The organism is Apolloniradiicaulis salifontis (assembly GCF_053756655.1).
In genome coordinates this window covers 1,527,176-1,550,932 of record NZ_CM132387.1, presented here as the reverse complement: position 1 = coordinate 1,550,932, position 23,757 = coordinate 1,527,176, and the positions used below count along the sequence as shown (strand labels likewise).

The 23,757-nt window shown below is 64.9% G+C and carries 23 protein-coding genes and 1 tRNA gene; 15 read left to right on the top strand and 9 right to left on the bottom strand.

Translation table 11 applies throughout. The features are described from left to right. Nucleotides 1-124: 124 nt before the first annotated feature. From ACWCOP_RS07565 to ACWCOP_RS07550, 4 genes are all read left to right on the top strand, one after another. Nucleotides 125-1,039: a hypothetical protein gene (locus ACWCOP_RS07565; protein WP_478250616.1), complete on the top strand. Its 915-nt coding sequence runs from the start codon at nucleotides 125-127 to the stop codon at nucleotides 1,037-1,039. 3 nt (nucleotides 1,040-1,042) lie between these two features. Continuing rightward, a complete protein-coding gene (locus ACWCOP_RS07560) occupies nucleotides 1,043-2,296 on the top strand; it encodes a DUF8173 domain-containing protein (protein WP_478250615.1) in 1,254 nt (417 codons plus the stop codon). Nucleotides 2,297-2,498: 202 nt separating this feature from the next. Continuing rightward, entirely contained in the window at nucleotides 2,499-3,482 is a 984-nt protein-coding gene (gene lipA, locus ACWCOP_RS07555; protein ID WP_478250614.1) for a lipoyl synthase, read from the top strand. A 7-nt stretch (nucleotides 3,483-3,489) separates the two neighbouring features. Next, nucleotides 3,490-4,005 (top strand): type II toxin-antitoxin system RatA family toxin, encoded by a 516-nt coding sequence (locus ACWCOP_RS07550; protein ID WP_478250613.1) that lies wholly within the window; start codon nucleotides 3,490-3,492, stop codon nucleotides 4,003-4,005. Nucleotides 4,006-4,021: 16 nt separating this feature from the next. Here the strand turns inward: ACWCOP_RS07550 and ACWCOP_RS07545 are convergent, their stop codons facing one another. Then, nucleotides 4,022-4,690 (bottom strand): hypothetical protein, encoded by a 669-nt coding sequence (locus ACWCOP_RS07545; RefSeq protein WP_478250612.1) that lies wholly within the window; start codon nucleotides 4,688-4,690, stop codon nucleotides 4,022-4,024. Further along, nucleotides 4,691-6,487 carry a class I poly(R)-hydroxyalkanoic acid synthase gene (gene phaC / locus ACWCOP_RS07540; protein ID WP_478250611.1) on the bottom strand — a complete coding sequence of 599 codons (1,797 nt, stop codon included), beginning with the start codon at nucleotides 6,485-6,487 and terminating at the stop codon, nucleotides 4,691-4,693. Nucleotides 6,488-6,953: 466 nt separating this feature from the next. Here phaC and ACWCOP_RS07535 point away from each other — a divergent pair, with 466 nt between their 5' ends. From ACWCOP_RS07535 to ACWCOP_RS07510, 6 genes are all read left to right on the top strand, one after another. Then, on the top strand, nucleotides 6,954-7,265 hold the full coding sequence (locus ACWCOP_RS07535) for a hypothetical protein (RefSeq protein WP_478250610.1): 312 nt from the start codon (nucleotides 6,954-6,956) through the stop codon (nucleotides 7,263-7,265). Between the two features lie 53 nt (nucleotides 7,266-7,318). Then, nucleotides 7,319-8,272, top strand: a complete 954-nt coding sequence (gene glpX, locus ACWCOP_RS07530) for a class II fructose-bisphosphatase (protein WP_478250609.1) — start codon at nucleotides 7,319-7,321, stop codon at nucleotides 8,270-8,272. A gap of 6 nt (nucleotides 8,273-8,278) precedes the next feature. Next, nucleotides 8,279-10,063 carry a single-stranded-DNA-specific exonuclease RecJ gene (recJ, locus tag ACWCOP_RS07525; RefSeq protein ID WP_478250608.1) on the top strand — a complete coding sequence of 595 codons (1,785 nt, stop codon included), beginning with the start codon at nucleotides 8,279-8,281 and terminating at the stop codon, nucleotides 10,061-10,063. A 126-nt stretch (nucleotides 10,064-10,189) separates the two neighbouring features. Further along, nucleotides 10,190-10,264 (top strand) — tRNA-Glu (locus ACWCOP_RS07520). Between the two features lie 182 nt (nucleotides 10,265-10,446). Next, the gene (tdh, locus tag ACWCOP_RS07515) at nucleotides 10,447-11,481 is read left to right on the top strand and encodes an L-threonine 3-dehydrogenase (protein WP_478250607.1); all 1,035 of its coding nucleotides are present in this window, start codon (nucleotides 10,447-10,449) and stop codon (nucleotides 11,479-11,481) included. A gap of 72 nt (nucleotides 11,482-11,553) precedes the next feature. Then, nucleotides 11,554-12,999 carry a mechanosensitive ion channel family protein gene (locus ACWCOP_RS07510; protein ID WP_478250606.1) on the top strand — a complete coding sequence of 482 codons (1,446 nt, stop codon included), beginning with the start codon at nucleotides 11,554-11,556 and terminating at the stop codon, nucleotides 12,997-12,999. On the opposite strand, the gene ACWCOP_RS07505 is transcribed toward ACWCOP_RS07510, so the two are convergent. The 3 genes from ACWCOP_RS07505 to ACWCOP_RS07495 all read right to left on the bottom strand — a co-directional run bounded on the left by ACWCOP_RS07505 (nucleotide 12,981) and on the right by ACWCOP_RS07495 (nucleotide 14,682). After that, a complete protein-coding gene (locus ACWCOP_RS07505; protein ID WP_478250605.1) occupies nucleotides 12,981-13,193 on the bottom strand; it encodes a helix-turn-helix transcriptional regulator in 213 nt (70 codons plus the stop codon). The genes ACWCOP_RS07510 and ACWCOP_RS07505 overlap by 19 nt on opposite strands. Then, nucleotides 13,190-13,630, bottom strand: a complete 441-nt coding sequence (locus tag ACWCOP_RS07500; RefSeq protein ID WP_478250604.1) for a hypothetical protein — start codon at nucleotides 13,628-13,630, stop codon at nucleotides 13,190-13,192. Before ACWCOP_RS07500 ends, ACWCOP_RS07505 begins: the two co-directional genes overlap by 4 nt. Nucleotides 13,631-13,722: 92 nt before the next feature. Then, nucleotides 13,723-14,682, bottom strand: coding sequence for an isopenicillin N synthase family dioxygenase (locus ACWCOP_RS07495; RefSeq protein ID WP_478250603.1), 960 nt, complete (start codon nucleotides 14,680-14,682; stop codon nucleotides 13,723-13,725). Between the two features lie 144 nt (nucleotides 14,683-14,826). Here ACWCOP_RS07495 and ACWCOP_RS07490 point away from each other — a divergent pair, with 144 nt between their 5' ends. Then, entirely contained in the window at nucleotides 14,827-16,368 is a 1,542-nt protein-coding gene (locus ACWCOP_RS07490; protein WP_478250602.1) for a hypothetical protein, read from the top strand. A gap of 179 nt (nucleotides 16,369-16,547) precedes the next feature. Then, nucleotides 16,548-16,820, top strand: a complete 273-nt coding sequence (locus tag ACWCOP_RS07485; RefSeq protein ID WP_478250601.1) for a hypothetical protein — start codon at nucleotides 16,548-16,550, stop codon at nucleotides 16,818-16,820. A gap of 115 nt (nucleotides 16,821-16,935) precedes the next feature. Here ACWCOP_RS07485 and ACWCOP_RS07480 read toward each other — a convergent pair whose 3' ends face one another. Continuing rightward, entirely contained in the window at nucleotides 16,936-17,664 is a 729-nt protein-coding gene (locus tag ACWCOP_RS07480) for a polysaccharide biosynthesis/export family protein (RefSeq protein WP_478250600.1), read from the bottom strand. An 83-nt stretch (nucleotides 17,665-17,747) separates the two neighbouring features. Between ACWCOP_RS07480 and ACWCOP_RS07475 the strand changes: the two genes are divergently transcribed. The 3 genes from ACWCOP_RS07475 to ACWCOP_RS07465 all read left to right on the top strand — a co-directional run bounded on the left by ACWCOP_RS07475 (nucleotide 17,748) and on the right by ACWCOP_RS07465 (nucleotide 21,198). Continuing rightward, a complete protein-coding gene (locus tag ACWCOP_RS07475; RefSeq protein ID WP_478250599.1) occupies nucleotides 17,748-19,247 on the top strand; it encodes a GumC family protein in 1,500 nt (499 codons plus the stop codon). A gap of 86 nt (nucleotides 19,248-19,333) precedes the next feature. Next, nucleotides 19,334-19,942: a hypothetical protein gene (locus tag ACWCOP_RS07470; protein WP_478250598.1), complete on the top strand. Its 609-nt coding sequence runs from the start codon at nucleotides 19,334-19,336 to the stop codon at nucleotides 19,940-19,942. Next, nucleotides 19,939-21,198, top strand: a complete 1,260-nt coding sequence (locus tag ACWCOP_RS07465) for an O-antigen ligase family protein (protein ID WP_478250597.1) — start codon at nucleotides 19,939-19,941, stop codon at nucleotides 21,196-21,198. Before ACWCOP_RS07470 ends, ACWCOP_RS07465 begins: the two co-directional genes overlap by 4 nt. Nucleotides 21,199-21,207: 9 nt before the next feature. On the opposite strand, the gene ACWCOP_RS07460 is transcribed toward ACWCOP_RS07465, so the two are convergent. From ACWCOP_RS07460 to ACWCOP_RS07450, 3 genes are read right to left on the bottom strand one after another with little or no spacing between them, the layout of a single operon-like run. Then, nucleotides 21,208-22,590, bottom strand: a complete 1,383-nt coding sequence (locus tag ACWCOP_RS07460; protein WP_478250596.1) for an L-serine ammonia-lyase — start codon at nucleotides 22,588-22,590, stop codon at nucleotides 21,208-21,210. Next, on the bottom strand, nucleotides 22,590-22,856 hold the full coding sequence (locus ACWCOP_RS07455; protein ID WP_478250595.1) for an Lrp/AsnC ligand binding domain-containing protein: 267 nt from the start codon (nucleotides 22,854-22,856) through the stop codon (nucleotides 22,590-22,592). The genes ACWCOP_RS07460 and ACWCOP_RS07455 overlap by 1 nt, the downstream gene beginning before the upstream one ends. Nucleotides 22,857-22,880: 24 nt before the next feature. Beyond that, a complete protein-coding gene (locus ACWCOP_RS07450; RefSeq protein WP_478250594.1) occupies nucleotides 22,881-23,729 on the bottom strand; it encodes a tryptophan 2,3-dioxygenase in 849 nt (282 codons plus the stop codon). Between the last annotated feature and the right edge of the window lie 28 nt (nucleotides 23,730-23,757).

Genomic DNA, 23,757 nt, shown 5'->3' with positions numbered 1-23,757 from the left:
TTGTTTACGACTCGCTTCGCGATAAAAATTTATCGTTTTTCGAAAAAAAGCTTCCTTATCGAGTTTCGATATGTTATCGAGTTTCGATATGGTTGGTCTTATAACGAAAAAGGGGCGTATCCCGATGAAACGTTTCCTCCTCACCACCGGCGCAGCGAGCCTGGTCATGCTCACCGCGTGCAATGAACTGGATCTGGGCGGGCGAGCCTTCGCCGACACCGGCTCGGCCTCGAGCCAGCGCGTCCAGCTGATCACCGGCGCCGGATCGGTCGGCTCGACATCTCGCGATGTCCGTCTGATCGGCGGCGTTATCGACACCACGCTGGACACGGCCGAGAACGCCCGCGTCGCCGGCGCGGATGTGCGGCTTACCGGACGGGTCGGCGGCGCGCTGGAAATCGCCGCGGCCGAACTTGTCCTGGACGATGTAACTGCGGGCTCGCTGGATGTGGCGGCCTCCGACATGCGCTTTTCCGGCTCGGTCAATGGTTCGGCGCGGGTTCGCGCCGCGGACCTTTACTGGGGCGGGGTGGCGAACGGCCCGCTGACGATCGCCGCAGCGGATCTTGAATTTGATGGCCGGGCAGGGGTGGTGGACGCCCAGGTCGCAGACGCCTCCTTCACCGGCGAGGCGGGCGCCATGAGCCTTCAAAGCGCCGATCTTGTTTTCGAGCGCGGCTTCACCGCCGCGTCCCTGCGCGCCGATGCGGCGGAGTTTCTCCATCGCGGCGCGATACGCGGCGGTCTTGACCTGCAGGCGCGCACTGTCCAGCTGGACGGATCAGTGGACGGCGATCTCTCCCTCTACGTGGATCCTGGCCGGCGGCCCCATCGTGCTGAAGACGGCCGGGTCGAAATCACCGGCGCCGTGGGCGGCGGGTTCATCTGCGCACGCACCGTGTCGCTGTCGGGTCCGGTCAACGGGCCGCTGACTGTCATGTCCGACGAACAGCCTTCCCTTTCCGGCGCAGCCGAAGCCGCCGATATCAATTACACGCCCCGCAACGGTCAACGTTGCCAGCGCGGCATGGAGGACTAAGCCATGAAGAGCTTCATCCAGAACGCTTTCAAAGCCGGCGCCCTAGCGGGCGCCTTGATCGCCGGGTTCGGCGCCGGCGCCCACGGCCAGTATATCGGCGGGGATCTGTCGCTGAACCTCGACGATGACGGGGATGTTCGAATCCTCGCCGCCGACGTCACCGCCGAGGGGCGCGTGGGCGGAGACCTGTCCATCCTGGCTGCGGACGTGAGCGTCAATCTCACCGTCGGGGGCGATGTGGAGATCGCGGCAGCCGACGTCACCCTTGAGGGGACGGTTTCCGGCGATGCGAACATCGCCGCCGCCGACGTCACCATCGCCGCCACGATCGGGGGCGAACTGAACGCCGCCGGCGCCGACGTGTCGGTTCTTTCCCGGGTGGTCGGTGAGGCCAAGATCGGTGGCGCCTTGATCTACATCGACGAGGACGCCTCCATCGGCGGCCATGCCGAGATCGCCGGTCGCGAGATCTATCTCGACGGGCGCCTGGATCGGGGCGGGGATATCCGTGGCCGAGAGATTTTCGTCAATGGCGTGATCTCAGGCCCGGTCGAATTCTATGCGCGCGAGCTGCATTTCAACGAGAGCGCCGTGGTGGCGGGCCCCATCACGGTGCGCGGCCCGAGCGAGCCTGTGATCGCACCCGGCGCGCAGCTGGGCGAGCTGACCTACATTGACGAGCCGTTCAACGAAAACCGCATCGACGGCAATGATTTCGATGTGAATATCGACTTCCTGCCCTCGGTGGCCGCGGTGGGCGGCGTGTTCGCGGCGAGCGCCTTTCTTCTGGGTCTCATCGTGTCGCTGCTGGCGCCCAAATCGGTTGGCCGCATCGCCGGCTGCTTTCGTCAGCGTCCCTGGGTGTCGGGCTTCCTCGGCCTGATCGTGCTGGCTCTCGTGCCGGTCCTGATCCCGACGCTGATGGCGCTTCTGATCGTGACGATCGTGGGAATTCCGCTGGCGGTGATCCTGGTCCTGGCCACGCCGATCCTGTTGTTCCTGGCCTTCGCGTTCGGCGGCATCGCGCTTGGCGATCTGGCGCTGAACCGCTCGGGCGGACAAGCCGGGCTGGGCCTGCGGATCGGGTCTTTCCTGGCCGCTGCGGTGGTGATCACAGTGCTGGCCGCGATCCCGGTGCTGGGCTTCATCATCCTGCCGCTGGTGCTGTGCATTGGGCTGGGCGCATGGACGCTGGCGATCTTCCAGCGCCAGCAAAAGGCCGGCTCGCCTGCCGCAGCCGACGCCGACGCGGTGTGATCCCCGCCTCAGCCCAAAACGAGACCCCGGCGCGCCCCGCGCGCCGGGGTTTTTCGTGTCAAAGCGCCGCGCCGCCAGTGAGTGCACGCCGGGAGAGGCGGCTCTGAGCCTCGCTGAGCCATGCGGCGACAGTGCGTTCACAGGGTCGCAGAAGCGTGTTTCGCGCTTGATGAATCGGCCCGCGAGGCCTATGTGCACCGCCATGGTCAAGCTGATCGACACCCCCCGCTCCGCTGCGGCTGACGCCCGCGCCGCACGCCATCCGGAAAAGCAGAAGCGTCCCGATACGGAGGTTCTGCGCAAGCCGGACTGGATCCGTGTCCGCGCGCCCGCCGGCGGCGTCTTCGCCGAAACCCGCAAAACGGTGAAGGAGAACAATCTCGTCACCGTGTGCGAGGAGGCGGGTTGCCCTAATATAGGCGAGTGCTGGGCGGAAAAGCACGCCACCTTCATGATCATGGGCGACACGTGCACGCGCGCCTGCAGCTTCTGCAATGTGAAGACCGGCATGCCGAACGCGCTGGACGCCGACGAGCCGCGCCGCGTCGCCGAGGCCACGAAGACCATGGGCCTGAAACACGTGGTCATCACCTCGGTGGACCGTGATGATCTGGCCGACGGCGGGGCTGAGCACTTCGCCGAGGTGATCCGCTCCATCCGTGCGCACAGCCCCGGCACGACGATCGAAATTCTGACGCCGGATTTCCTGCGAAAGCCCGGCGCGGCGGAGATCGTGATCGACGCCAGGCCCGACGTGTTCAACCACAATCTGGAGACCGTGCCGCGGCTCTATCTCACCATCCGCCCCGGCGCGCGCTACTACCACTCGCTGCGTCTTCTGGAGCGGGTGAAGGAGCGCGATCCGTCCCAGTTCACCAAATCCGGCATCATGGTGGGCCTTGGCGAGACCAAGGAAGAGGTGATGCAGGTGATGGACGACATGCGCTCGGCCGGCATCGATTTCCTCACCATCGGCCAGTATCTGCAGCCGACCCGCAAGCACGCCGCGGTGGACCGCTATGTCCATCCCGACGAGTTCAAGGGATACGAGACGATCGCCCGCGCCAAGGGCTTCCTGATGGTCTCGGCCACGCCGCTCACCCGCTCCAGCTACCACGCCGGCGATGATTTCCAGCGCCTGCGCCAGGCGCGCGAAACGGCCCTGGCGGCCGGACGCACTATCTGAGGCGTCCATGAGCGCAGAGTACAGCGAACGGCTGCGGCTTCGCCACCGCCCGGATGATCTGTTCGACCTCGTGTCGGACGTCCGCTCCTATCCCAAATTCATCAACCTGATCAGCGCCATGCGCGTGACACGTGATAACGTGGATGAGCATGGCGTCGGCGATCTGGACGCCGAGGCGCGGGTGCGTTTCCGCTTTGTCCGTGAACGCTTCACCACGCGGGTTCGCTTCGACAGGCCGGACCGGCGCATCGACGTGGAATATCTGTCCGGCCCGTTCCACGAGCTTGCCAATCAATGGCGTTTCCACAAGCTGGCGGACGGCTCGACGCTGGTGGATTTCTGGATCCGCTACAGCTTCAAGAACCCGATCCTTCAGGTTCTGATCGACACCAATCGGGCCCGCGCCGTTCGCTTTCTGATCCACTCCTTCCGCGAAGAAGCCGAGCGCCGCTACGAGACGGTGGGCGCAAGCGAGTATGACTGGGAGGAAGAGGCGAAGGGGTTCGTGAAGGCGGGGCGGTGAGGGTTGAACCTCGCAGTCAAAATGGAAACTGGCGCGCATCGATGGAAAGCAGGCGAAAATAAGATAGTGCCGCTCTACCCGCATCAGTCAATCTATACTCTGGATAGGCTCCGACAACAATTCCGGACTGCACAAGGTAATGAATCCAGTCTTCCGGATTATTGAATAGTTTGTGCTCAGATTTCGCCAAATGGGCATTGAAGTGGCGGCGGATCATATCGGAATTGGTGACGCCTGTAACTAAAAGTTCGTCGAGCAATGTTATCTGGCTTCCATAGATATGGCGTAGAATGGTTTCGCTATAAGCGCGCCGTCGCTCGGTGACGACTTGGTCAATAAGGGCTTCCGTTTCGTTTGTAAGGTTCATTTGCGCAAGTTCTGTTTTGAATTGTTCAAAGAACGGAGCAAGGGTTTTGTCAGAATCATGATTCAAAGGAGTTTCTGGACCGGGCGGTCTTGTTCCGAGGGTTTCTTGAACTGGGCCGCGCTCAGCTGACCTACTTTGTATAGGCTCTAATTCAGCCCCGTCCCGGCCGAATTTCTTTAGGCGTTCGATGGCACCGGCAATTTGGTTGCGGAACATGAGCACCAAAACGACGACAGTGACCTGCCATCCCAGCGGCACAACGACATCGCGCACGATGGAGATTAGCGCGCTTCCGGCATTGGTCAGCCAATCAAGCATTTAACTCCGCACCTTCACATACTCGCCCGGCGCCGGGCAGATGGGCTTCAGCTTGCCGCCGCCGGGCTCGCGCGCCGGGACGGTTTGCGCGTCCATGGCGTAGAGCCAGTCGCGCCAGTGCGCCCACCAGGAGCCGGGATGCTCGGTGGCGCTTTTCAGCCAGGCTTCGCGGGTTTCGGGCAGGGCTTCATTGGTCCAGTGCTGGTATTTATTGGCGCCGGGATGGTTCACCACGCCGGCGATATGGCCGGATCCCGCCATCATGTACTGGACCGGACCGCCGAAAAGCCGGGCCGAGCGATAGACGCTGTCGGCGGGCGCGATATGGTCGTCCTTGCTGGCCTGCATGAAGATCGGGATCTTTACGTCCTTCAGATTCAGCGTGTGACCGCCCAGCTCCAGCTTGCCTTCGGCCAGCTGGTTGTTCTTGTAGAAGGTCTCCAGATAATACAGGTGCAGCCGCTTGGGCATGCGGGTCTGGTCGGCGTTCCAGTACAATAGATCGAAAGCCTGGGGCTGCTTACCTAGCAGGTAGTTGTTGATCACGAACGACCACACCAGATCGTTGGACCGCAGCATATTGAACGTGTCCGCCATGGTGCGCCCGTCCAGAACGCCGCCTTGAGCGTCCATGAGGCGGGAGATTTCGCGGAACCATTCATCGTCGATAAAGACCAAAAGCTCGCCGGCGTGCTTGAAGTCGTGCTGGGCGGCGAAGAAGGTGGCCGACGCGATGCGGTCGTCGTTTTCCTTCGCCATGAGGGCGAGGGCGCTGCCGAGCATGGTGCCGCCGATGCAATAGCCCACCGTGTCCACACGGGCCTCGCCGGTGGACTCCTCCACCGCTTCCAGGGCGCTGAACAGACCTTTGCGGATATAATCCTCAAAGCTCGCATCCTTCAGGCTGGAGTCCGGATTGACCCAGCTGATCAGGAACACGGTGATCCCTTGCTCCACCAGCCAGCGGATCATGGAGCTGTGGGGGCGCATGTCGAGAATATAGAATTTGTTGATCCAGGGCGGCGCGATCAGGAGGGGGCGCTTCCTCACGTCCGGCGTCGCCGGCGCATACTGGATCAGCTCCATCACCTCATTGCGGAAGATCACCTCGCCCGGCGTTGCGGCGAGATCCACGCCGACCTCAAACCCTTCCATATCGGTCTGGGAGAGGGCGAGGCGGCCGTCGCCGCGCTCCAGGTCCGCCATCAAATTCATGAGGCCCTTTGTGAGGTTCTCGCCCTTGGTCTCAAAAGTCGCCTGCAGCACGTCCGGATTGGTCAGCGCGAAATTGGTGGGCGACAGGGCGTCGGTCATCTGGCGGGTGACGAATTCCACCTTGCGCCGCGTCGCCTCGTCCAGGCCCCGCGCGCCGGAGATCAGGTTCATGAGGAAGCGCTGATTGAGCAGGTAGGACTGCTTCATGGCGTCGAACATGGGATGCTCGCTCCACGCCGCCGATCGCCAGCGCTTGTCGCCCTTCTCCGGCTCGATCGCGGGGTCGCTCGTTTCGCCGGACATCAGCTTCTTGGTGGCGCCCGACCAAAGATCGAGATAGCCGCTATAGAGATCCGACTGCGCTTTAAGCAGCAGCTCGGGGTCCGACAGGATGTTTTCCCAGGTCTGCACAAGTTCCGGCGCGGCGTGCAGGGGATCGGCCTGGGGCGCCATGGACGGATCGCCTTCCAGCGAGCGGCGCATGACATCGCTCATGAGCTTTTGTGATTTCAGCGCCGCCTGCATGACATTGCGCGAAACCTCCTCCAGATGGTCCAGATCCTCCTGGCTCAGCCGTCCCATATCGGCGTACTCGCCATAGGCGGAGGGCTTGGCGCCGTCCCGGCCGCGCGTCGCGGTCTGAGTTGAACGCGCGGCGGTCTCGTTCAGCGATTCGCCTTTCGCTCCGGGGGCTTTGTCCGCACGCGCGCTTGCGGGTTTTTCAGCCGCCGGTGTCGGGGCGGCTTTAGACGCCGATTTCGGTTTCCGGGCTTGTTTGGTTGCTGGTTTCCGGGCCGGTTTCTGAGCCGGCTTCTCAGGTTTCGCCGCGGGCTTGCGCGCCGCACCCGAACCACCCGCGCTTTTCACGCCGGCCTCTGGTCCAGCCTGCGTTCCGGCCGCGGTGGGTTGCCGGGGCTTCGAATTTGAGCTTTTCGCAGTCTTGCGGCGCTCGACCATGGCGTTTCGTCTCCGGACCAAGGGTGACAGGTGCGGCGATAAGCGTATAGAAACAGGCGACCGCGTCCACCGGTCAGGAGACCGTCTCGCCATGAAGTTCCTGCTCCTCGCCATCGGCAGCCTGGCTATGCTCAGCGCTTGCAGCCTGACTCCTGAAGCGGCGGAGCCCAGCTGGACGGATGCGCAGCTGAGGGAGTCGCCGCCGGGCGCGGCGCCGGCCTTCATAGAGCGCGCGGTGATGGCGCGTGGTGAACGTCGAATGCTGAACGCTCACCTTGAACAAACCCTTCAGGCGCGCGACGCGGTGAACACCGCCGGCGCCGCTTTGCGCGCTCCGACCCTTGATACCGCTGAATTCGTTGTCGAGGCGCGCCGGCGCGCCACGCCGCCGCCCGCTCAATAAATCTTATCGAACGCTCCGGCCGGAACGGCCGGGAACCAAAAAGGTAGACCGACATGGATAAGGGCCGCGCCCTCGAAGCTCTCGCCAACCAGGCCGTGGATGCGGCCGAACTCGCCGCCATCGCGGCGGCGCGCCTTGTGGGACGCGGCGACAAGATCGCCGCCGACCAGGCCGCGGTGGACGCCATGCGCAACGCCCTGAACGCCATGGCCATGAAGGGCCGGATCGTCATCGGTGAAGGCGAGCGCGATGAAGCGCCGATGCTATATATCGGCGAGGAGGTCGGCGCAGGCGAGGGGATCGAGATCGACATCGCCCTTGATCCGGTCGAAGGCACAACCGCCACCGCGATGGGCATGAATAATGCGCTGGCCGTGCTGGCCCTGGCGCCGCGCGGCGGGCTTCTGCACGCGCCTGACACCTATATGGACAAGATCGCCTGCGGGCCGGGCTATCCGGGCGGCGTGATCGATCTGGACGCCAGCGGCGCCGAGAATGTCCGGTCGCTTGCCAAGGCCAAGGGCGTGGCTCCGGAAGACATCACCGTGTGCATTCTGGAACGCGAGCGCCACAAGGAGATCATCGATTCGGTGCGCTCGGCCGGCGCGCGCATCCTGTTCATCTCTGACGGCGACGTGGCCGGCGTGATCAGCGCCGCCGATCCCGACGGCAAGGCCGATCTCTATATCGGGCGCGGCGGCGCGCCTGAAGGCGTGCTGAGCGCGGCTGCGCTGCGTTGTCTGGGCGGTCAGATGCAGACCCGTCTGCATTTCCGTAATGACGACGAGCGTGAGCGCGCCAAACGCACCGGAATCACTGATCTTGATCGAAAATATGACCTTGCTGAAATGGCGAGCGAGCACTGCCTGTTCGTCGCTGCGGGCGTGACCGAGGGCGATCTGGTTCACGGGGTTCGCTTCGGCGCCGGCTATGTGGAGACGCAAACCCTGCTCTTCTCCTCCGTCACCGGGCTTCGCCGGCGCATCTCCACGCGCAGACCCCTCTAGGCCGCGATGGCTTCTGAGGAAGCGCTATTCGGCGTTACGCGGTCTTTTGGCGGCAAGGCCTGGCGCCTCAAACCCGCCGATGACCGGATTGCGGGCGAGATCGCGCGCGCCGCGGGCGTGTCCGATGCGCTTGCGCGCCTGCTTGCCTCGCGCGGGCTCACCGCCGAGGACGCGCCGCGCTTCCTCAGCCCGCGCCTGCGTGACAGTTTTCCCGATCCGTCGAGCTTTCTGGGCATGGATGCGTGCGCCAGCCTGATCTGGGAAGCTCTGGACCGGGGTGAGCGCATCGCCCTGTTCGCCGACTATGACGTCGACGGCGCCACCAGCGCGGCGCAGCTGCATCGCTGGATGAAGCAGGTGGGGCTGCCCCCTCTGATCTATGTGCCCGACCGGATCGAGGAGGGCTACGGCCCCAACGCCCGGGCGTTCGAGAGCCTGAAGGCGCAAGGCGCCGGGCTTGTCCTGACGCTTGATTGCGGCGCGGCGTCTGTGGAGCCGCTGGCGGCCGCCGCGGGCATGGGTCTCACCGTAGGCGTGGTCGATCACCATCTCATGAGCGGCGTGCCCCCGGAAGCGGCCGCCCTGGTCAATCCCAATCAGCCCGGCTGCCAGTCTGGATGCGGGCATCTGGCCGCCGCGGGCGTCACCTTCGTTTTGCTCGCAGCGCTGAACCGGGAAGGGCGCCGCCGCGGCGCCTTCAAGGACAAGGCTGAGCCCGATCTGATGGCGCTGGCTGATCTGGCCGCGCTCGGCACGATCTGCGACGTGGTGTCCCTGACCGGGGTGAACCGCGCCATCGTCTCCACCGGCTTGAAAGTCATGAGCGCCTGGGCCAATCCGGGGCTTGCCGCCCTGGCCGAGGTCGCCGGCGTCACCGGCGAGGCGACGCCCTATCACGCCGGCTTCCTGCTGGGCCCGCGAATCAACGCCGGCGGCCGCGTCGGCAAGTCTGATCTGGGCGCCCGGCTTCTGACCACCGAAGATCCCGCTGAAGCGCGCAGCATCGCCGAGGAGCTCGACGCCCTGAACGCCGAGCGCCGGGCCATCGAGGCCGATGTGTTGTCCGAGGCGCTGGCTCAGGTGGAGGCGGCGGGCGTTGAAGACGACACGCCCCTCATCATCGCTGCCGGCGATTACTGGCATCCCGGCGTCATCGGCATCGCTGCGGGCCGGGTGAAGGAACGCTTCAACCGGCCCACCATCGTCATCGGCGTTGATCCCGAAACCGGGCTCGCCAAGGGGTCGGGGCGATCCTGCACCGGGGTGGATCTTGGAAGCGCGGTGAGCGCCGCGCGCGAGGCGGGGATTCTGCTCGCCGGCGGCGGCCACGCCATGGCCTGCGGGCTGACCATCCAACATGAACGCATTCACGAGCTGAAGGCGTTTCTCCACGACGCGCTCGCCGGCCAGTGGGCTGAAGCTGAAGAGGCGCGCAGCTATGCGGTAGACGCCGTGGTTCACCCGGCGGCCGTGAGCTTTGAATTCTGCGACGCTTTGTCCGCAGCCGCGCCCTACGGCATGGGTAATCCTGAACCTCGCTTTGCATTCAGCGATTTAAAGCGCACCTACGCCCAGCGGGTCGGCGCCGACCATGTGCGCTTCACCTTCGAGGCGCGCTCCGGCGCCAAGCTTAACGGAATCGCCTTTCGCTGCGCCGATGATCCCTCAGGTCAGGCCCTGCTGGCCCCGGGCGAGGCGTTCTTCCACGCCGCAGGAAAGCTGAAGGCGGACGATTCGCGCTATGGAAAGCGCGCCGAGCTGCATCTGGAGGATCTGGCCGTGGCGGGCTGAGTCTCCAGGTGGGGCGAAGGATTTCAGGCCGCTATGCCGAAGCGGGTGTGTGATCTGCAAAAAATCAGCACCCCCCGGCTTGCATCAAACCGGAGGCACGGATATATCACCGCTCCACGCCGATGCGGGCCCTTCGTCTATCGGTTAGGACGCTAGGTTTTCAACCTAGAAAGAGGGGTTCGATTCCCCTAGGGCCTGCCATCGGCGTGATTACCCCACATCTTGATTTAAGCGCATAAGGCTTTAAAGCGCTGCGAACGCTTGTGCTTAAGCCCGCTTGAACCGCCCGGCGTGCAGGCTGAATCGCCGGGCTTTCCAGGCGTGTCGCCGCATGCTCAAACCTTGCCGCGTGACGTTTTACTCAGCTCCAGGGAGCTCGCCCGATGAAAGCCCTCGTCAAAGCCAAGGCCGAGGAAGGCCTGTGGATGCAGGACGTCGATCAGCCGGACATCGGCGCCGATGACGTGCTCATCCGTGTGCACATGACCGCGATCTGCGGCACCGACGTGCACATCTATAACTGGGATGACTGGGCAAAAAAGAACGTGCCGGTGCCCATGGTGGTTGGCCATGAATTCGGCGGTGTCGTCGAAGCGGTCGGGGCCGATGTCTCGCGCATCAAGCCTGGCATGCGGGTTTCCGGCGAAGGCCATGTGGTGGGCGAGAAATCGCGCGCGGTGAGGGCGGGGCGCTTCCACCTTGATCCCGACACCAAGGGCGTCGGCGTGAACATGCCGGGCGCATTCGCCAAATATCTGAAAATACCCGCTTTCAACGTCATCCCGCTGCCTGACGAGGTGGCGATGGAGCAGGCCGCCTTCCTGGACCCTCTGGGCAACGCCGTGCATACGGCGACGGCGTTTGATCTTGTGGGCGAGGACGTGCTGATCACCGGGGCCGGTCCCATCGGGATCATGGCGGCGGCCGTCGCGCGGCATTGCGGCGCGCGCCATGTGGTGGTCACCGACATCAATCCGGATCGGCTGAAATTGCTGGAACAGGTCGCGCCCACCGCAACGCCCGTCAACACCACGAAGGAAGACCTGCGCGACGTCATCGCGCGCCTGAAGATGACCGAAGGCTTTGACGTGGGCCTTGAAATGTCCGGCGCCGAGCCGGCCTTCAATCAGATGGTCGAGCACATGGTGATGGGCGGCAAGATCGCCATGCTGGGCCTGCCCGGCAGGCCGTTCACGCTGGACATGGGCTCGCTGATCATGCGCGCCATCACCTTCAAAGGCATCTATGGCCGCGAGATGTTCGAGACCTGGCACAAGATGCTGGCCATGCTGCAGTCGGGGCTCGATGTATCAAAGCTCATCACCCACCGCCTGCCGGCGCAGGAGTTCCAGACCGGGTTTGACGCCATGCGCTCGGGCAAGGCGGGCAAGGTGATTCTGGACTGGCGCGAGGTCTAGCGCAGCGGTGCTTGCCGCAGCGGACGATCCGCGTAAGTCTTCGTTGCCTCTGAGCAGGTTGAAGAGTTCCGCGTGTCCCAAAATCAGCCCCAACCCGGATCGGGTCTTGATGACCTGATCGCCCTCGACGAGATCACGCCGCGTCTTCAGAGCGTTCTGGCCTGGATCGAGGCCGAGGTGCTCAGCCTTGATGTGGCGATACAGCTCGCCCTGATCGGGGCCGCCTTCATACCCGCCCTGATTTTCGGACCGCGGCTGAAGGCGCTGCTGAACGCCGCCACAAGGAAGTATTTCCAGGTCGGCGCGCTGCGCCGGCTGATTTCCGCTGTGATCGCCCTGATGACGCCGCTGGCGCTCTATGCGGTGCTGACGCTTATCCGCGTTGTCCTGGGCGCACTGGACCGGCCGGTGGACATCGTCTCTGCGGCGATTTCGCTCATGACCGCCTGGCTGATCATCCGGGCGGTGACGCTCGTGATCCGCTCGAAATTCTGGTCCAACGTGGCTTTCTACATCGCCTGGCCGGTGGCCGCGCTTGACGTGTTCGGTCTGCTGGATGACGTGATCTTGCAGATGCAGGCGCTGGCCATTCCGCTGGGTGAGACCGAGGACGGCGCGCCGATCCAGCTCTCCATGTTCGATGTGCTTCGCACGCTGATCTATTTCGGCGTGCTGTTCTGGGCCGCGAGTTTCGCGGCCCGCGCGATCGACCAACAGCTGGAGAAGACCGAAGAGCTCTCCCCGGCCTTCAAGGCGCTGATCTCCAAGACGCTCGGGATCCTGCTGCCCGTGGTGGCGCTTCTCGTGGCGCTGCAGTTGACCGGCTTCAATCTGGCGACGCTCGCCATCTTTTCCGGCGCGGTGGGTATCGGCGTCGGTCTGGGCCTGCAGCGCACGATCTCGAACTTCGCCGCCGGCTTCACCCTGCTGGCCGACAAGTCCATCAAGCCCGGCGATGCGATCGAGCTGGACGGCACGTTCGGCTGGGTCACGGCGATGCAGGGCCGCTATGTCTCGATCCGCACGCGCGACGGCACCGAGCTTCTCATTCCCAACGACCACTTCATCACCAACGGTGTGATCAACTGGTCGCGCTCGGACAATATTGTGCGCCTGCACGCGCCGTTCGGCGTCTCCTACGCCCAGCGCGACATGAAGAAGGTGCAGCAGATCGCCCAGGACGCCGCCCGCACCGTGGCGCGCGTCGTAGCGGACAAGGATCCGGTCTGCAATCTCATGGAGTTCGGGGATTCGTCGGTGAATTTCGACCTGCGCTTCTGGATATCCGATCCCCAGAACGGCCTCGCGAATGTGCGAAGTGAGGTCTATCTCGCGCTCTGGGAGGCGCTGCACGAGCACGAGATCGAAATTCCGTTCCCACAGCGCGATGTCTACATCAAGGAGTTTCCGGGCCGTACCGCGGACGGGGCGGCCGAGAAAGCGCGGACTGATTTGCAAACCAACCCGGGTGCTGTTGACAGGACGGGCGAGACTTCGTCTCAGTCGCCGGCCAGGTAGAACACCTCATCCACCGGCTTTCCCAGCGCCCGGGCGATTTTAAGGGCCAGCAGGGCGGACGGGATGAACACGCTATTTTCCACCGTATTAATGGTCTTTCGGGTCACGCCCACGGCGGCGGCGAGATCGGCCTGGGTCAGGCCGGCCTCGGCGCGCAGAGCTTTCATGGTGTTGGCGAGCCGCTCAGCGCTCATTCTTCGCCCTCGTGCCGGCTGTCGAACCAGGCGTAGGAGAGGAGAAATCCGGCCACGGCGAGCCCGGTGAGGATTTTTAGGAGCAGCTGGCCGTCGACGCCGAAATTGGTGGCGGTCATGGACAGCACGACGCCGATGCTGATGATCCAGAAGCCGGATTCGGCGGCTTTGGCGCGGGCGCGCTGCGCCCATTCATCGCCCAGCATGTCAAAGATGCCAAGCTTCCTGGCGCGCCAGGTCTGGCCGAAAATCAGGATCAGGCAGACCAGCCAGAGCCCGAAACCGACGCCGGAGGCGATCAGGGCCGGCCCCATGACCGCATGGGGGATCTGGGCTGAGTGGGCGAAGCCTTCCCCGGCTTGCCACGCAAAAAAACCGATGGCGTTGAGCACGAAGAGCAGGCGCACCTGGGCGTTGATCTTTTCTGCGACGTCCATCTCAAAGCCTCTATGTAACCTATACGTTACCATCTAACGCGTCGCCTGGGTAACGTCAAAGCGACATGGGCAAGGCCTGCATCAGCCTTGGATCAGGCTTGGATAAGCCCGATCTCGATCAGGCGTTCGCGCAAAAACGCGTGGGCTGTGATCGGCTCGGGGTAGCGATCCGGATTCTCGTTGCTGACGCAGCCGGGCAAGGTCCGGATTTCGAAATCAGGATTGAAATGCAGGAAGAACGGTGTGGAATATCGCGGGTACGCCATGCGCTCCACCGAGGGGTTCACCACCCGGTGGGTGGTGCTTGGCAGAACATGGTTGGTGAGGCGCTGCAGCATATCGCCGATATTGACGACCAGCGCGCCCTTGGGCGGCTGCACAGGCAGCCAGTCGCCGGACTTCGTCTTCACCTGGAGACCGGCTTCTTCGGCGCCCAACAGAAGCGTGATGACGTTGATGTCTTCATGGGCGCCGGCGCGAACCCCGTCCGGGTCGCCCTTGATCGGAGGATAATGCAACAGGCGCAGCACCGAATTGCCTTCGTTCACCGCGGGCTGGAACCAGTCCTCGGCCAGCCCCAGATCAACCGCGATGGCGCGCAACAGGGTGGCGCCCATGGCGTCCAGCGCCTCGTACATGGCCCTGGTGCTGGCATCGAAGCCGGGAATCTCAGCCGCGGCGATATTGGGTGGCATAATCGCTTCGAAGCGATGGCCGGCGGGCAGGTCGCGCCCGCGATGCCAGAACTCCTTGAGATCTTTTTGACCGGCGCCCTTGGCGTTTTCCGTGGCGAAGGGCGTGTAGCCGCGCTGGCCGCCGCCTTCAGGATCGTAATAGGCGCGCTTGGCCGTGTCTGGCAGGGCGAAAAAGGCGCGGGTGTCTTCAAGCGCCCGGTCGATCACGGCCTGGTCCACCGGGTGATCGCACACAACGGCGAAGCCGGTCTCACGAAAGCTGACGCCAAGCTCGCGGGCGAAGGCGGCGGGATCGCGTTCGGCCAGGTTATAGCTGACGGGGCGCAGGGTCTGATCTTTGAGCACGGTGTTTGTCATGGGCGCGTATGTATCGCTTGCGCCGGGCGAGGTGAAGAAGTTTGCGCTTGACCCTTTCGTCGCAGGGCGGGCGATTGCAGCCATAAGCCGCCGTGACCTTCGTGCAACGTTCGCTCCGCCCTCGATATAAGGCTCTCACGCCGGATGGGCGGCTTGGTTATGGTGATGCTGGAAAGGCCTTCGGGGGGCGGAGTGGATCAGGCCGGCTACAGACCGCAGCGATACAGCGCACGCTATGGCGCGCGTGATCCCTGGCTTGCGGGCGGGGTGCGTGCGGGCGTCTATCTTTTATGGCGCGCGATATTCGCGGCGTGGCGGCCTGCGATTTTCCTGCTGTGTCTGGGCGGCGCAGTTGTCTTTGGCGTTAGAGCTGCGTCGGACCTTGATCTTGAGCCGCCCGCGAGGCCGGAGCACGAGAGGCTCGCCGAGGCGGTCCAGGCGTCGGTCGGCGACGGCCGGGCCTGGTGGGTCGGCGCCCTTGGCGCGGCGCTGGATCCCGCATCCGGGCGCGCGCCGGATCTGGTTTTGGCCGAGGCGCTCGCCCCGTCTTTGCCCAGCCTTGTGGCGCCGGACCGCCTCGCGCGCCGTGTGCTGATCGAAGGCGGGCGCAGCGAGCGCCATGTGGAGGCGGTGTTGCGCGCAGAACCGGCCTGGTTGCGCGAGCGGCGCCTTGAGGCGGCCTTGCGCGAGCAGCTGGACGCCGGGGCTCGAAACCGCGTGTCGCCGCCCGAGTTGATTTTCGCGCCCGAGCCAGTGTCGCTGCGCCTTCAGAGGGCGCGCGCCCTCTACGGGCCTGCAGTGGACGCGGTGGAGGCCTGGTTTTCCGCGCCTGGGGGCCGCGCGCTTGTCTTACGCGGCGCGCCAGGCCTTGAACACGCGCCGCCGGGAGCAGCGCTCTATGGTGATGTGCGTGACGTTCTGATCCAGGCGTGCGCGCTGGCCGAGCAGGCGGGCCGCCGCATCGGCCAGTGCCGGGTCGTCTTCCTGCCCAAGCCGGACGCCGACCTTCTGGTGGCCGGGCTTTCTGTCGCGGCCGCCGGCGTGGACGGACAGGCCCTTGTCGGCGCGCGAGTCCTGAAGGCCGCCGCCGCGGCCGGGCTGGCGAATGAGGGGTATATTGGATCGCTCGTGCTCGGCGCCGATCCGCAGTTGGCCCGTGAAGCGATCCTCGCCTCTGCCATGCCGCTGATCTCAGAAGCGGGCGAGCGCTATACTCGTCCGGTCTATTCAGCGCAGGACGCCCGCGCGGCCGCGGCGGCCGTCGCCAGGACAACCCGGATTGATGTGGCGCAGCGCGACCGCGTCTTCGCCCATATGGGCGCGGTCCGGCGCGACGCCGGCGCGCTGGCGGCCGTGCGGATGGCCGGGATTATCGAGAGCGAGGCGGACGCCGCCCGTCTTGCTGGTGCGGCCGAGCGATACGGGCGCCAGATCCTCGCTTTGCATCAGGCCCTGGGACGGGACGTGCTTGACCTCGCCCCCGCCCCGCACATCGTCCCGCGCCGCGAGGTGAGCGATGCAGCCTTGCGCAATGGAGGGCTTGCTGCAGGCTTTCTGCTGCTGGCGATCAGCCTTGTCGTCTGGGTGGGGCTGGCTGGTTTTTATCGGATGCGAGGAGCCAAGCCCGGTCTCGTCGAGCGAGTGGACGGACAGATTTCCCGATTAATCCTTGGTAGGAATTCCTAACGAAAATAAAGCCTTAAAAGCTCTTTTTTCTGATCGCGGTTAACTCGCCGCTTACCCTCACGCGACATTCTATTGCTTGTACGCACCACAGACCGAAGAGGCGATTGGGCGTGCATGGTGGGACGCGGCGGCGACACGGGCAAAGCCCGGCGCCCTCGCACTTTAGAGGGAAGATGGTCATGGCTTTCACCGATGTGGAAACCGCTCAGGCGCACGACGCTGTTTCGATGGACCCCACGGGCGAAGACCTGTGCAAGCTGGGTCTTCTGTATTCAACCGGCCAGTGCGGCGTCATCGACATGATCGAGGCGCACAAATGGTTCAACCTCGCCGCCCTCATGGGCAGCGACGCGGCCAAGCATTATCGCAGCGAAGTCGCCGCCGACATGGATGGCGAGCAGATCAGCGCCGCGCTTTCGGCCGCCCGCTCCTGGCTGGCGACCCGTCACTAGGGCGCTTGCGCGTCCGACGAATGAAGGATGCCCGGCGGAGTCTTCCGGCTGGATCCGGGCGAGGCGAACTATCTGCCTCGCCAGACCTGGGCGTAGCGTTCCTGATGCGCGCCCTCTAGTCGTTAAACAGGCTGTCGGCCAGCGCGTAGCTGAAGGCGGCGTCGATGGGCAGGATGTTGCGGACGTACTGCTCGACGAAGTCGTTGACTTCCGCGATGCCCGAGCGCGGGGCGAACACGATGTCGTGGCGCTGAAGAGGGATCATATCGGCGCGCCCGCCCTCAAGCGCCGAAGCAATATCGACTTCGCGCAGCATTACGCCGCCGTCTTCGGCGCGGCGCAGCACGGCGATCCGCCGGCGGCGGGCGCGGCTGGTCGGGCCACCTGCGAGCAGGAGCGCTTCCAGTACCCCGATGCGTGCGGACGGCATTTCATAAAGTCCGGGATCGTTGACTTCGCCGCCCACCAGGATGCGCTGCGAGCCGAAGCTCTGCGGTCGGACCTCCACAATGGGGTCCCGCAGAACCGAGGCGTAGCGCCCCGCCATTTCGCGCGCCGCCTCGGGCGCTGTCTTGCCCGACACCATAACAGCTCCGGCAAGGGGCAGGTTCACTCGTCCGTCCGGCCCCACATCGCGCGGTCCGGACAGCTCGTTTGCGGTGTGAACCGTGACCTCCACAGTGTCGCCGGGATATAGCCGATAGGCCGGCGCCGCGTCGTTCCATGCCTGAAAGCGTGACGGCTCGAAGCTGGCGGTGGCCGGCTGCGAGGCGCGCCCCGCGCACCCCGCTACAAAAACTGCCGCGAAAGCGGTCAGGGCCTGGCGTCGGTTCAATCGTGTCATCGGGCCCCCACGGGTGAATGAATTCGTACTCTTGGCGGGTTACGGCTAAGGAAAAATTAAGCGGGACGGGGCGAGATGTCGCCATGAGCCAACAGGATGATATCGGCCGGACGCACCAGACTCGCAATGACGCGCAATCGCGCGAGCTGGACCTGTTTGATCTGGCCGCTTTTGTGTGGACCCAGAAGCTGCTCGCGCTCGTCGCGGCGATCATCGTCTTTATTCCGCTGGCGATCCTGGCCTGGAGCGCGTTGACGCCCACCTACGAGGCCACCAGCCGCTTGCTGGTGATTCTGGATGACAGCGATCTGACGCCCGGCGCGGCGGGTTCGGGCGGCGCGTTCACCATCGACCCGGTGATGCAGTCGGAAATCGAAATCCTCAATTCCGACGCTGTGCGCCGGCTTGCGCTTGAATCGCGGGGCGCTCCGGCGAGCCCGGCCAATGTGCGGGCCCTGCGGGAGGGTTTCACGGTGTCGCGCGCGCCCAACGCCAGCGTCCTCACCGCCCGCTATGAGGCCGAGGACGCCGCCATGTCCGCCGGGGTGCTCAACGCCATCGTGGACGCCTATCTGGCCTATCGGGTGGACCTGCTAATCGGCGGATCCCAGGGCGCCGTGACCGACCGGCTGGGCGCCGCCGAGGCGGAGGCTGCCCGCGCCGAGCAGACCCTTCGCGCGTTCCTGGCCGAGCACGGGGTCACCGACTTTGAAACCGAGCGAAATTCGGTGCTGCAGCGTATTGCAGATCTTGAATCGCGCAAGCTCGCCGCCGAGGCCGAAGCGTCGCAGGCGAGGGGGTTTCGCGATTCCCTGACCCAGCGCCTGGCCGAATTGCCACAGGAAATCTCGCTCTATGTGGAAAACTCCGTAACCGGACAATTGCTCGATCTGCAGGTCCGCCGCCAGGAATTGCTGTCGCGGTATCTTCCGGACGCGCCGCCGGTTCAGGCGGTGGAGCGCGAGATCGAGGCCTTGCGCGGCTTTATCGAGGCCGGCGGGGCGCAGGGGCAGGGCCAGACCCGCACAGGGATCAATCCGATCTGGCAGGCCCTGGAGCAGGAGCGCCTGTCACAGGAGGCCTTCTCCATGAGCCAGACCCGGCTCGCGTCGACGCTGGGCGGGCAGCTCAGCCAGGCGCGTCAGCGCGCCGACCTTTTGAGCAGCCTGGCGCCGGAGCATGACCGGCTTGTGCGCCTTGTGCAGGCGCGGGCGGAAGCGGCGCGCCTTCTTTCCATTCAATCGGCTGACGCCGAGGCGCGCCGCAATGCGCCGCCCGGCGCGGCGGACGCGGTTCGCGTCGTCGAACGCGCCGCGCCGCCCGATCAGCCCAGCTCCCTTCGCGTGCCGGCGGTGATGGCGGTGGCCATGCTTGCTGTCGGCTTTGGTGTGTTCGTCGCCCTGCTGCGCGGCTATCTGATCTATCGCGGCGATGGCGGCGCACCCGGATCACTTCGCAGATCGTCCCAAAGCTCACCCCATGGTTCACCGCGAGACCCCGCGCGGAGGTCCCGATCAACGGCGTCGCGCTCCGGCCCTCCGCCCAGACGCCTGCCGGTCCTGGCGCGCATTCCCGAAGCCTGACCGCAACACTCGCCCGCCCCGCTGTCAGCGGGTCGTTAACCAACCCGGCCTAGTGTCGGCCCGTACAGAGCGAACCGGGGTTTGGGTTGAGACAGGCCGACGATCATCTGGACGGGCTCGCCCGCCGTTTGACGCCGCGCGACGCGCGTGGGCGCGCCGTCATGCTTGCGCCGGTTTCAGAAGGCGCAGGCGCCAGCACGATCGCGGCGGGTCTGGCGCGCCGCGCCGCGCTTCTCTCCGGCCGTCCGGCCTGGCTCTACGACCTTGATTTCCAGACCAACACACAAGCCGGCCGCGCGCGGCTGAACGGTCAGGCCTATGCGGGCGAGCTGTCCGGCATGAAGTTCTGGCGTGAAGAGCCCGACGGAGCCGGTCGCCTGGCCATGCGCCGATGCGCCGACGCGCCAATCTTCATCTCGGAGTTTCAGCGCCAGCCCGGCTCGGTGCGCCGGCTGACCTTTCATGGCGCGCGCGATTACTGGCGCCAGGCGCGCCTGGCCAGCGGGCTTGTGATCCTGGACGCCCCATTCGGCTCGGCCGCGCTCACAGCGTTGGCCCCGGACATGGACGGCGTGATTTTGGTCGCCGACGCAGCAGCCAGCCGGCGGAGCGCCGCCGACAAGCTCGCCGACCGTATTGAGGAGGCGGGCGGGCGCGTGCTGGGTGTCATCGTCAACCGCGCTCCGAGCCGGTGAGCCAGGCGGCGCTTCTGGCGGAACGCTGGCGCGGCGCCGTTCCGCGCCTGACCTTCTTTCCCGCCATGGAGGCCGGCGCAGCCTTCGTGTTGCTGTTGCTGTTCTCAAACGCCTTAATTGCACCACTGCTGGCGGACCCTGCGGACCCGGACGGCGGGGTGGTGCTCAGACTGCTCTGGCCGCCGGTCTATCTAGCCAGCCTTCTGTTGATCGCCCTTAGCCCGGCGCGAGTCTGGCGCACGGCTTTGCGGGCCTGGCCGGTGATGATGCTGGCGGCGTTGACCATGATGTCCACGGCCTGGTCCCTGGATCCGGGCATCACCCTGCGGCGCAGCCTGGCGGTGATGATGACGGCGGTGTTCGGGCTCTGGCTCGCCGCGCGGTTTTCCTGGCCGGACCTGATCCGCCTGATTGCGGCCATGTTCGCCGTTGTGGCGGTCGGCAGTCTGATCGCCGGCGCGCTGTTTCCAGGGTTCGGCGTGATGCAGGAGATCCATCCCGGAGCGTGGCGGGGCTTGTGGTGGGAGAAGAATACGCTGGGCGCTGTTATGGCCTGGGGCGGGCTCGCCTTCTGCGCTGCGGCGGCGGCCGCGAAGAGCGCGACCGAGCGGCGGGCCTGGCTCGGCTTTGTCGTACTCGCCCTTCTGCTGGTTCTTCTTTCAACATCGAAGACCGCGCTGCTTGCGTCCATGATCGCGGTGGGTGGTCCGGCCGGGATCGCCCTGGCGCGCCGCGGGTTCGGCTTTGCAGCGTCGGCGATCTTCGTCTTGCTTCTGGGCGTCGCGGCGCTGATCGGCGTTTTGCTGGTCGGGCCGGGGGTGATTCTGGAGGCGCTCGGGCGCGACGCCACTCTCACTGGCCGCACCGAGATCTGGGTCGTGCTCACCGATCAGATCGGCGATCGGCCGCTCACCGGCTATGGCTATGGCGCGTTCTGGGCGGTGGAGGATGGTCCGGCGTACTGGGTGCGTCAGGAGACCGCCTGGCTGGTTCCCACGGCCCATAACGCCTGGCTTGAGACCGCACTCGCCATCGGCGTGCCCGGCGCGGCGTTCGCCTTCCTGGTGGTTCTGTCGGGGCTGGCCATCGCCGCGCGCCGGCTGTTCGCCGGGGTTTCCGCCTACTGGGCGCTTCCCTTCCTCACCAGTTGGCTGGTGGTGAGTTTTTCAGAGAGCAATCTTCTGGAGCAGAACGGGCTGGTCTGGCTCATGGTCTCCACGACGCTGGCCAAGCTTCTGGCCGACAGGGAACGTTAGCGGCCCGGATCAGCAAACCGGCACGTTGACGGCGAGGCCGCCCGTGCTTGTTTCCTTGTACTTGTCGTTCATGTCGGCGGCGGTCTGGCGCATGGTTTCGATTACCTGATCGAGGCTCACCTTGTAATCGCTCGTCCCGATCATCGCCAGGCGCGCCGCATTGATCGCCTTGATCGCGCCGATGGCGTTGCGCTCAATGCACGGGATCTGCACCAACCCGCCGACCGGATCGCAGGTGAGCCCCAGATTGTGCTCCATGGCGATTTCGGCGGCGTTCTCGATCTGCTTGTTCGTGCCGCCAAGCGCCGCAGCGAGACCGCCTGCGGCCATGGAGCAGGCGACGCCCACCTCGCCCTGGCAGCCGGCTTCGGCGCCGGAGATGGAGGCGTTCTTCTTGTAGAGCGCGCCGATGGCGGCGGCGGTGAGGAAGAAGCGCGCCATGGCGCCCTTGTCGCCGGAGCGCCGGTGGTGGCGATCGAAATAGCGCGCCACGGCCGGAATGATCCCCGCCGCGCCATTGGTGGGGGCGGTGACCACCTTGCCGCCGGCGGCGTTCTCTTCGTTTACCGCCATGGCCCACAGATTGACCCATTCCATGGAGGCGAGGGGATCGGTCTCCGCACGCGCCGCTTCGGCCATCAGCTTGCGGCGCATGGCTGGCGCGCGGCGTTGAACCTTCAGGCCTCCGGGAAGCTCGCCGTCCATCCGCGTGCCGCGCTCGATGCAGTCCTCCATTGCCGTGCCGATCTCCACGATCCGCGCGCGCACCTCGTCCTCGGTGCGAAAGGCGGTTTCGTTGGCCAGCATGATGTCGGGGATGGACAGGCCCTCGCGCTCACCGATCGCCATCAGCTCGTCGCAGGTGTTGAAGCGATAGGGTTCACCGCGCAGCGCTTCAGCGGCGGAATTGCGCCCGGCCTCGGCTTCATTGATGACGAAACCGCCGCCGATAGAGTACCAGATTTCTTCGCGCAACACATTGCGCTCTTTGTCAAACGCCATGAATTTCATGGCGTTTGAGTGAAACGGTAGCCGGGTCTCGCCCTTGAAGACAAGGTCCGCCTTGCGGTCAAAGTCGATCTCGCGGCGGTCCAGCAGCTTCAGGGTGTTTTCGCGCTCAATCCGCTCAATCCGGCCGGGCAGGGCGTCGGGATCAGCCGATTCTGGCTCCACGCCCTCAAGCCCCCACAGGATCGCCTTGTCGGTGGCGTGCCCCGATCCGGTAAGCGCCAGCGACCCGTAGGCCTCTGCGCGAACACTATCAACGGCGTCGAGGCCATGCTCTTCGTCCACGCGTTCCAGAAACAGGCGCGCCGCCTTCATGGGTCCCACGGTGTGAGAGCTGGAGGGTCCGACGCCGATCTTGAAAAGGTCGAAAACCCCGAAATGCATCAGGTTTCGCCCAGTCCTTTGTCGGAGGTGAAGGCGTTGAAGCAGATGATCGTCTGGGTGTCCCGCACGCCTGGCACGGTTTGGATCTTCTGATTCACGAAGCGGCCGATATCGGCTTCGGAGCCCACCGAAAACTGGGCGAGGAGATCAAAGGCGCCGGATACTGAATGGATCTGGCGGGTCTCGGTGACCTCGTCGACGATCTTGGACGCGACCTCATAGGTCCGGCCCAGATCGCATTTGATGAAGATGTAGAACTGACGCATGAAACTCTCCCTTGGCGGCGCAGCTTACAGCGATGTGCGCACCGTCCACAGCTCTGGAAACAGGCGCAGATCCAGCGCCTTCACGAGATAGCCGACACCGGAACTGCCGCCCGTGCCGCGGCGGAAGCCGATAATGCGCTCCACCGTCTTCATGTGGTTGAAACGCCATTGCTGGAATTTCTGCTCCAGGTCCACCAGTTTTTCGGCGAACTCGTAGAGCTCCCAGTATGTTGCGGTGTCCAGATAGACGGCGCGCCACATGGCCTCCACGTCGTTGCTGGCGACATAGCTCTGCGCCCAGTCGCGTTCGGTCACGCTTGCAGGCAGCGCCATGCCCGAGCGCGCCGCAAAGCGCAGCGTCTCGTCATAGAGGCTGGGTGCATTGAGGGCGGCGAGGACTTTGGATTCGGCTTCAGCTTCCTTGCGGAAGAGGCGGGCGTGTTTGGGGTTTTTATTGCCCAGCCGGAATTCAAGGCAGCGATATTGCCAGCTTTGAAAGCCCGAGCTCTGGCCCAGCTTGTCGCGGAACGCCAGATAATCGGCCGGCGTCATGGTGGCCAGGACCGACCAGGACTGGGTGAGCTGCTCCTGAATGCGGGCGATGCGTGCGAGCATTTTCATGGCCGGCCGGGTGCGGTCATGGCGTACGGACTCGATCGCCGCATCAAGCTCGTGCAGGCAAAGCTTCATCCACAATTCGCTGGCTTGATGGATGATGATGAACATCATCTCGTCGTGCTCGCCGGTGAGCGGATGTTGTGCGCCGAGCACCGTGTCGATGTCCAGATAGCGTCCATAGGACAGCCCGCGCTCGGGCTCCCAGTGGATGTCTTCGCCATCAAGATCGACGCTGGTCTTGAAACTGTCGCTCATCTGCGCACTCCTGACGCCTCGGTCTATC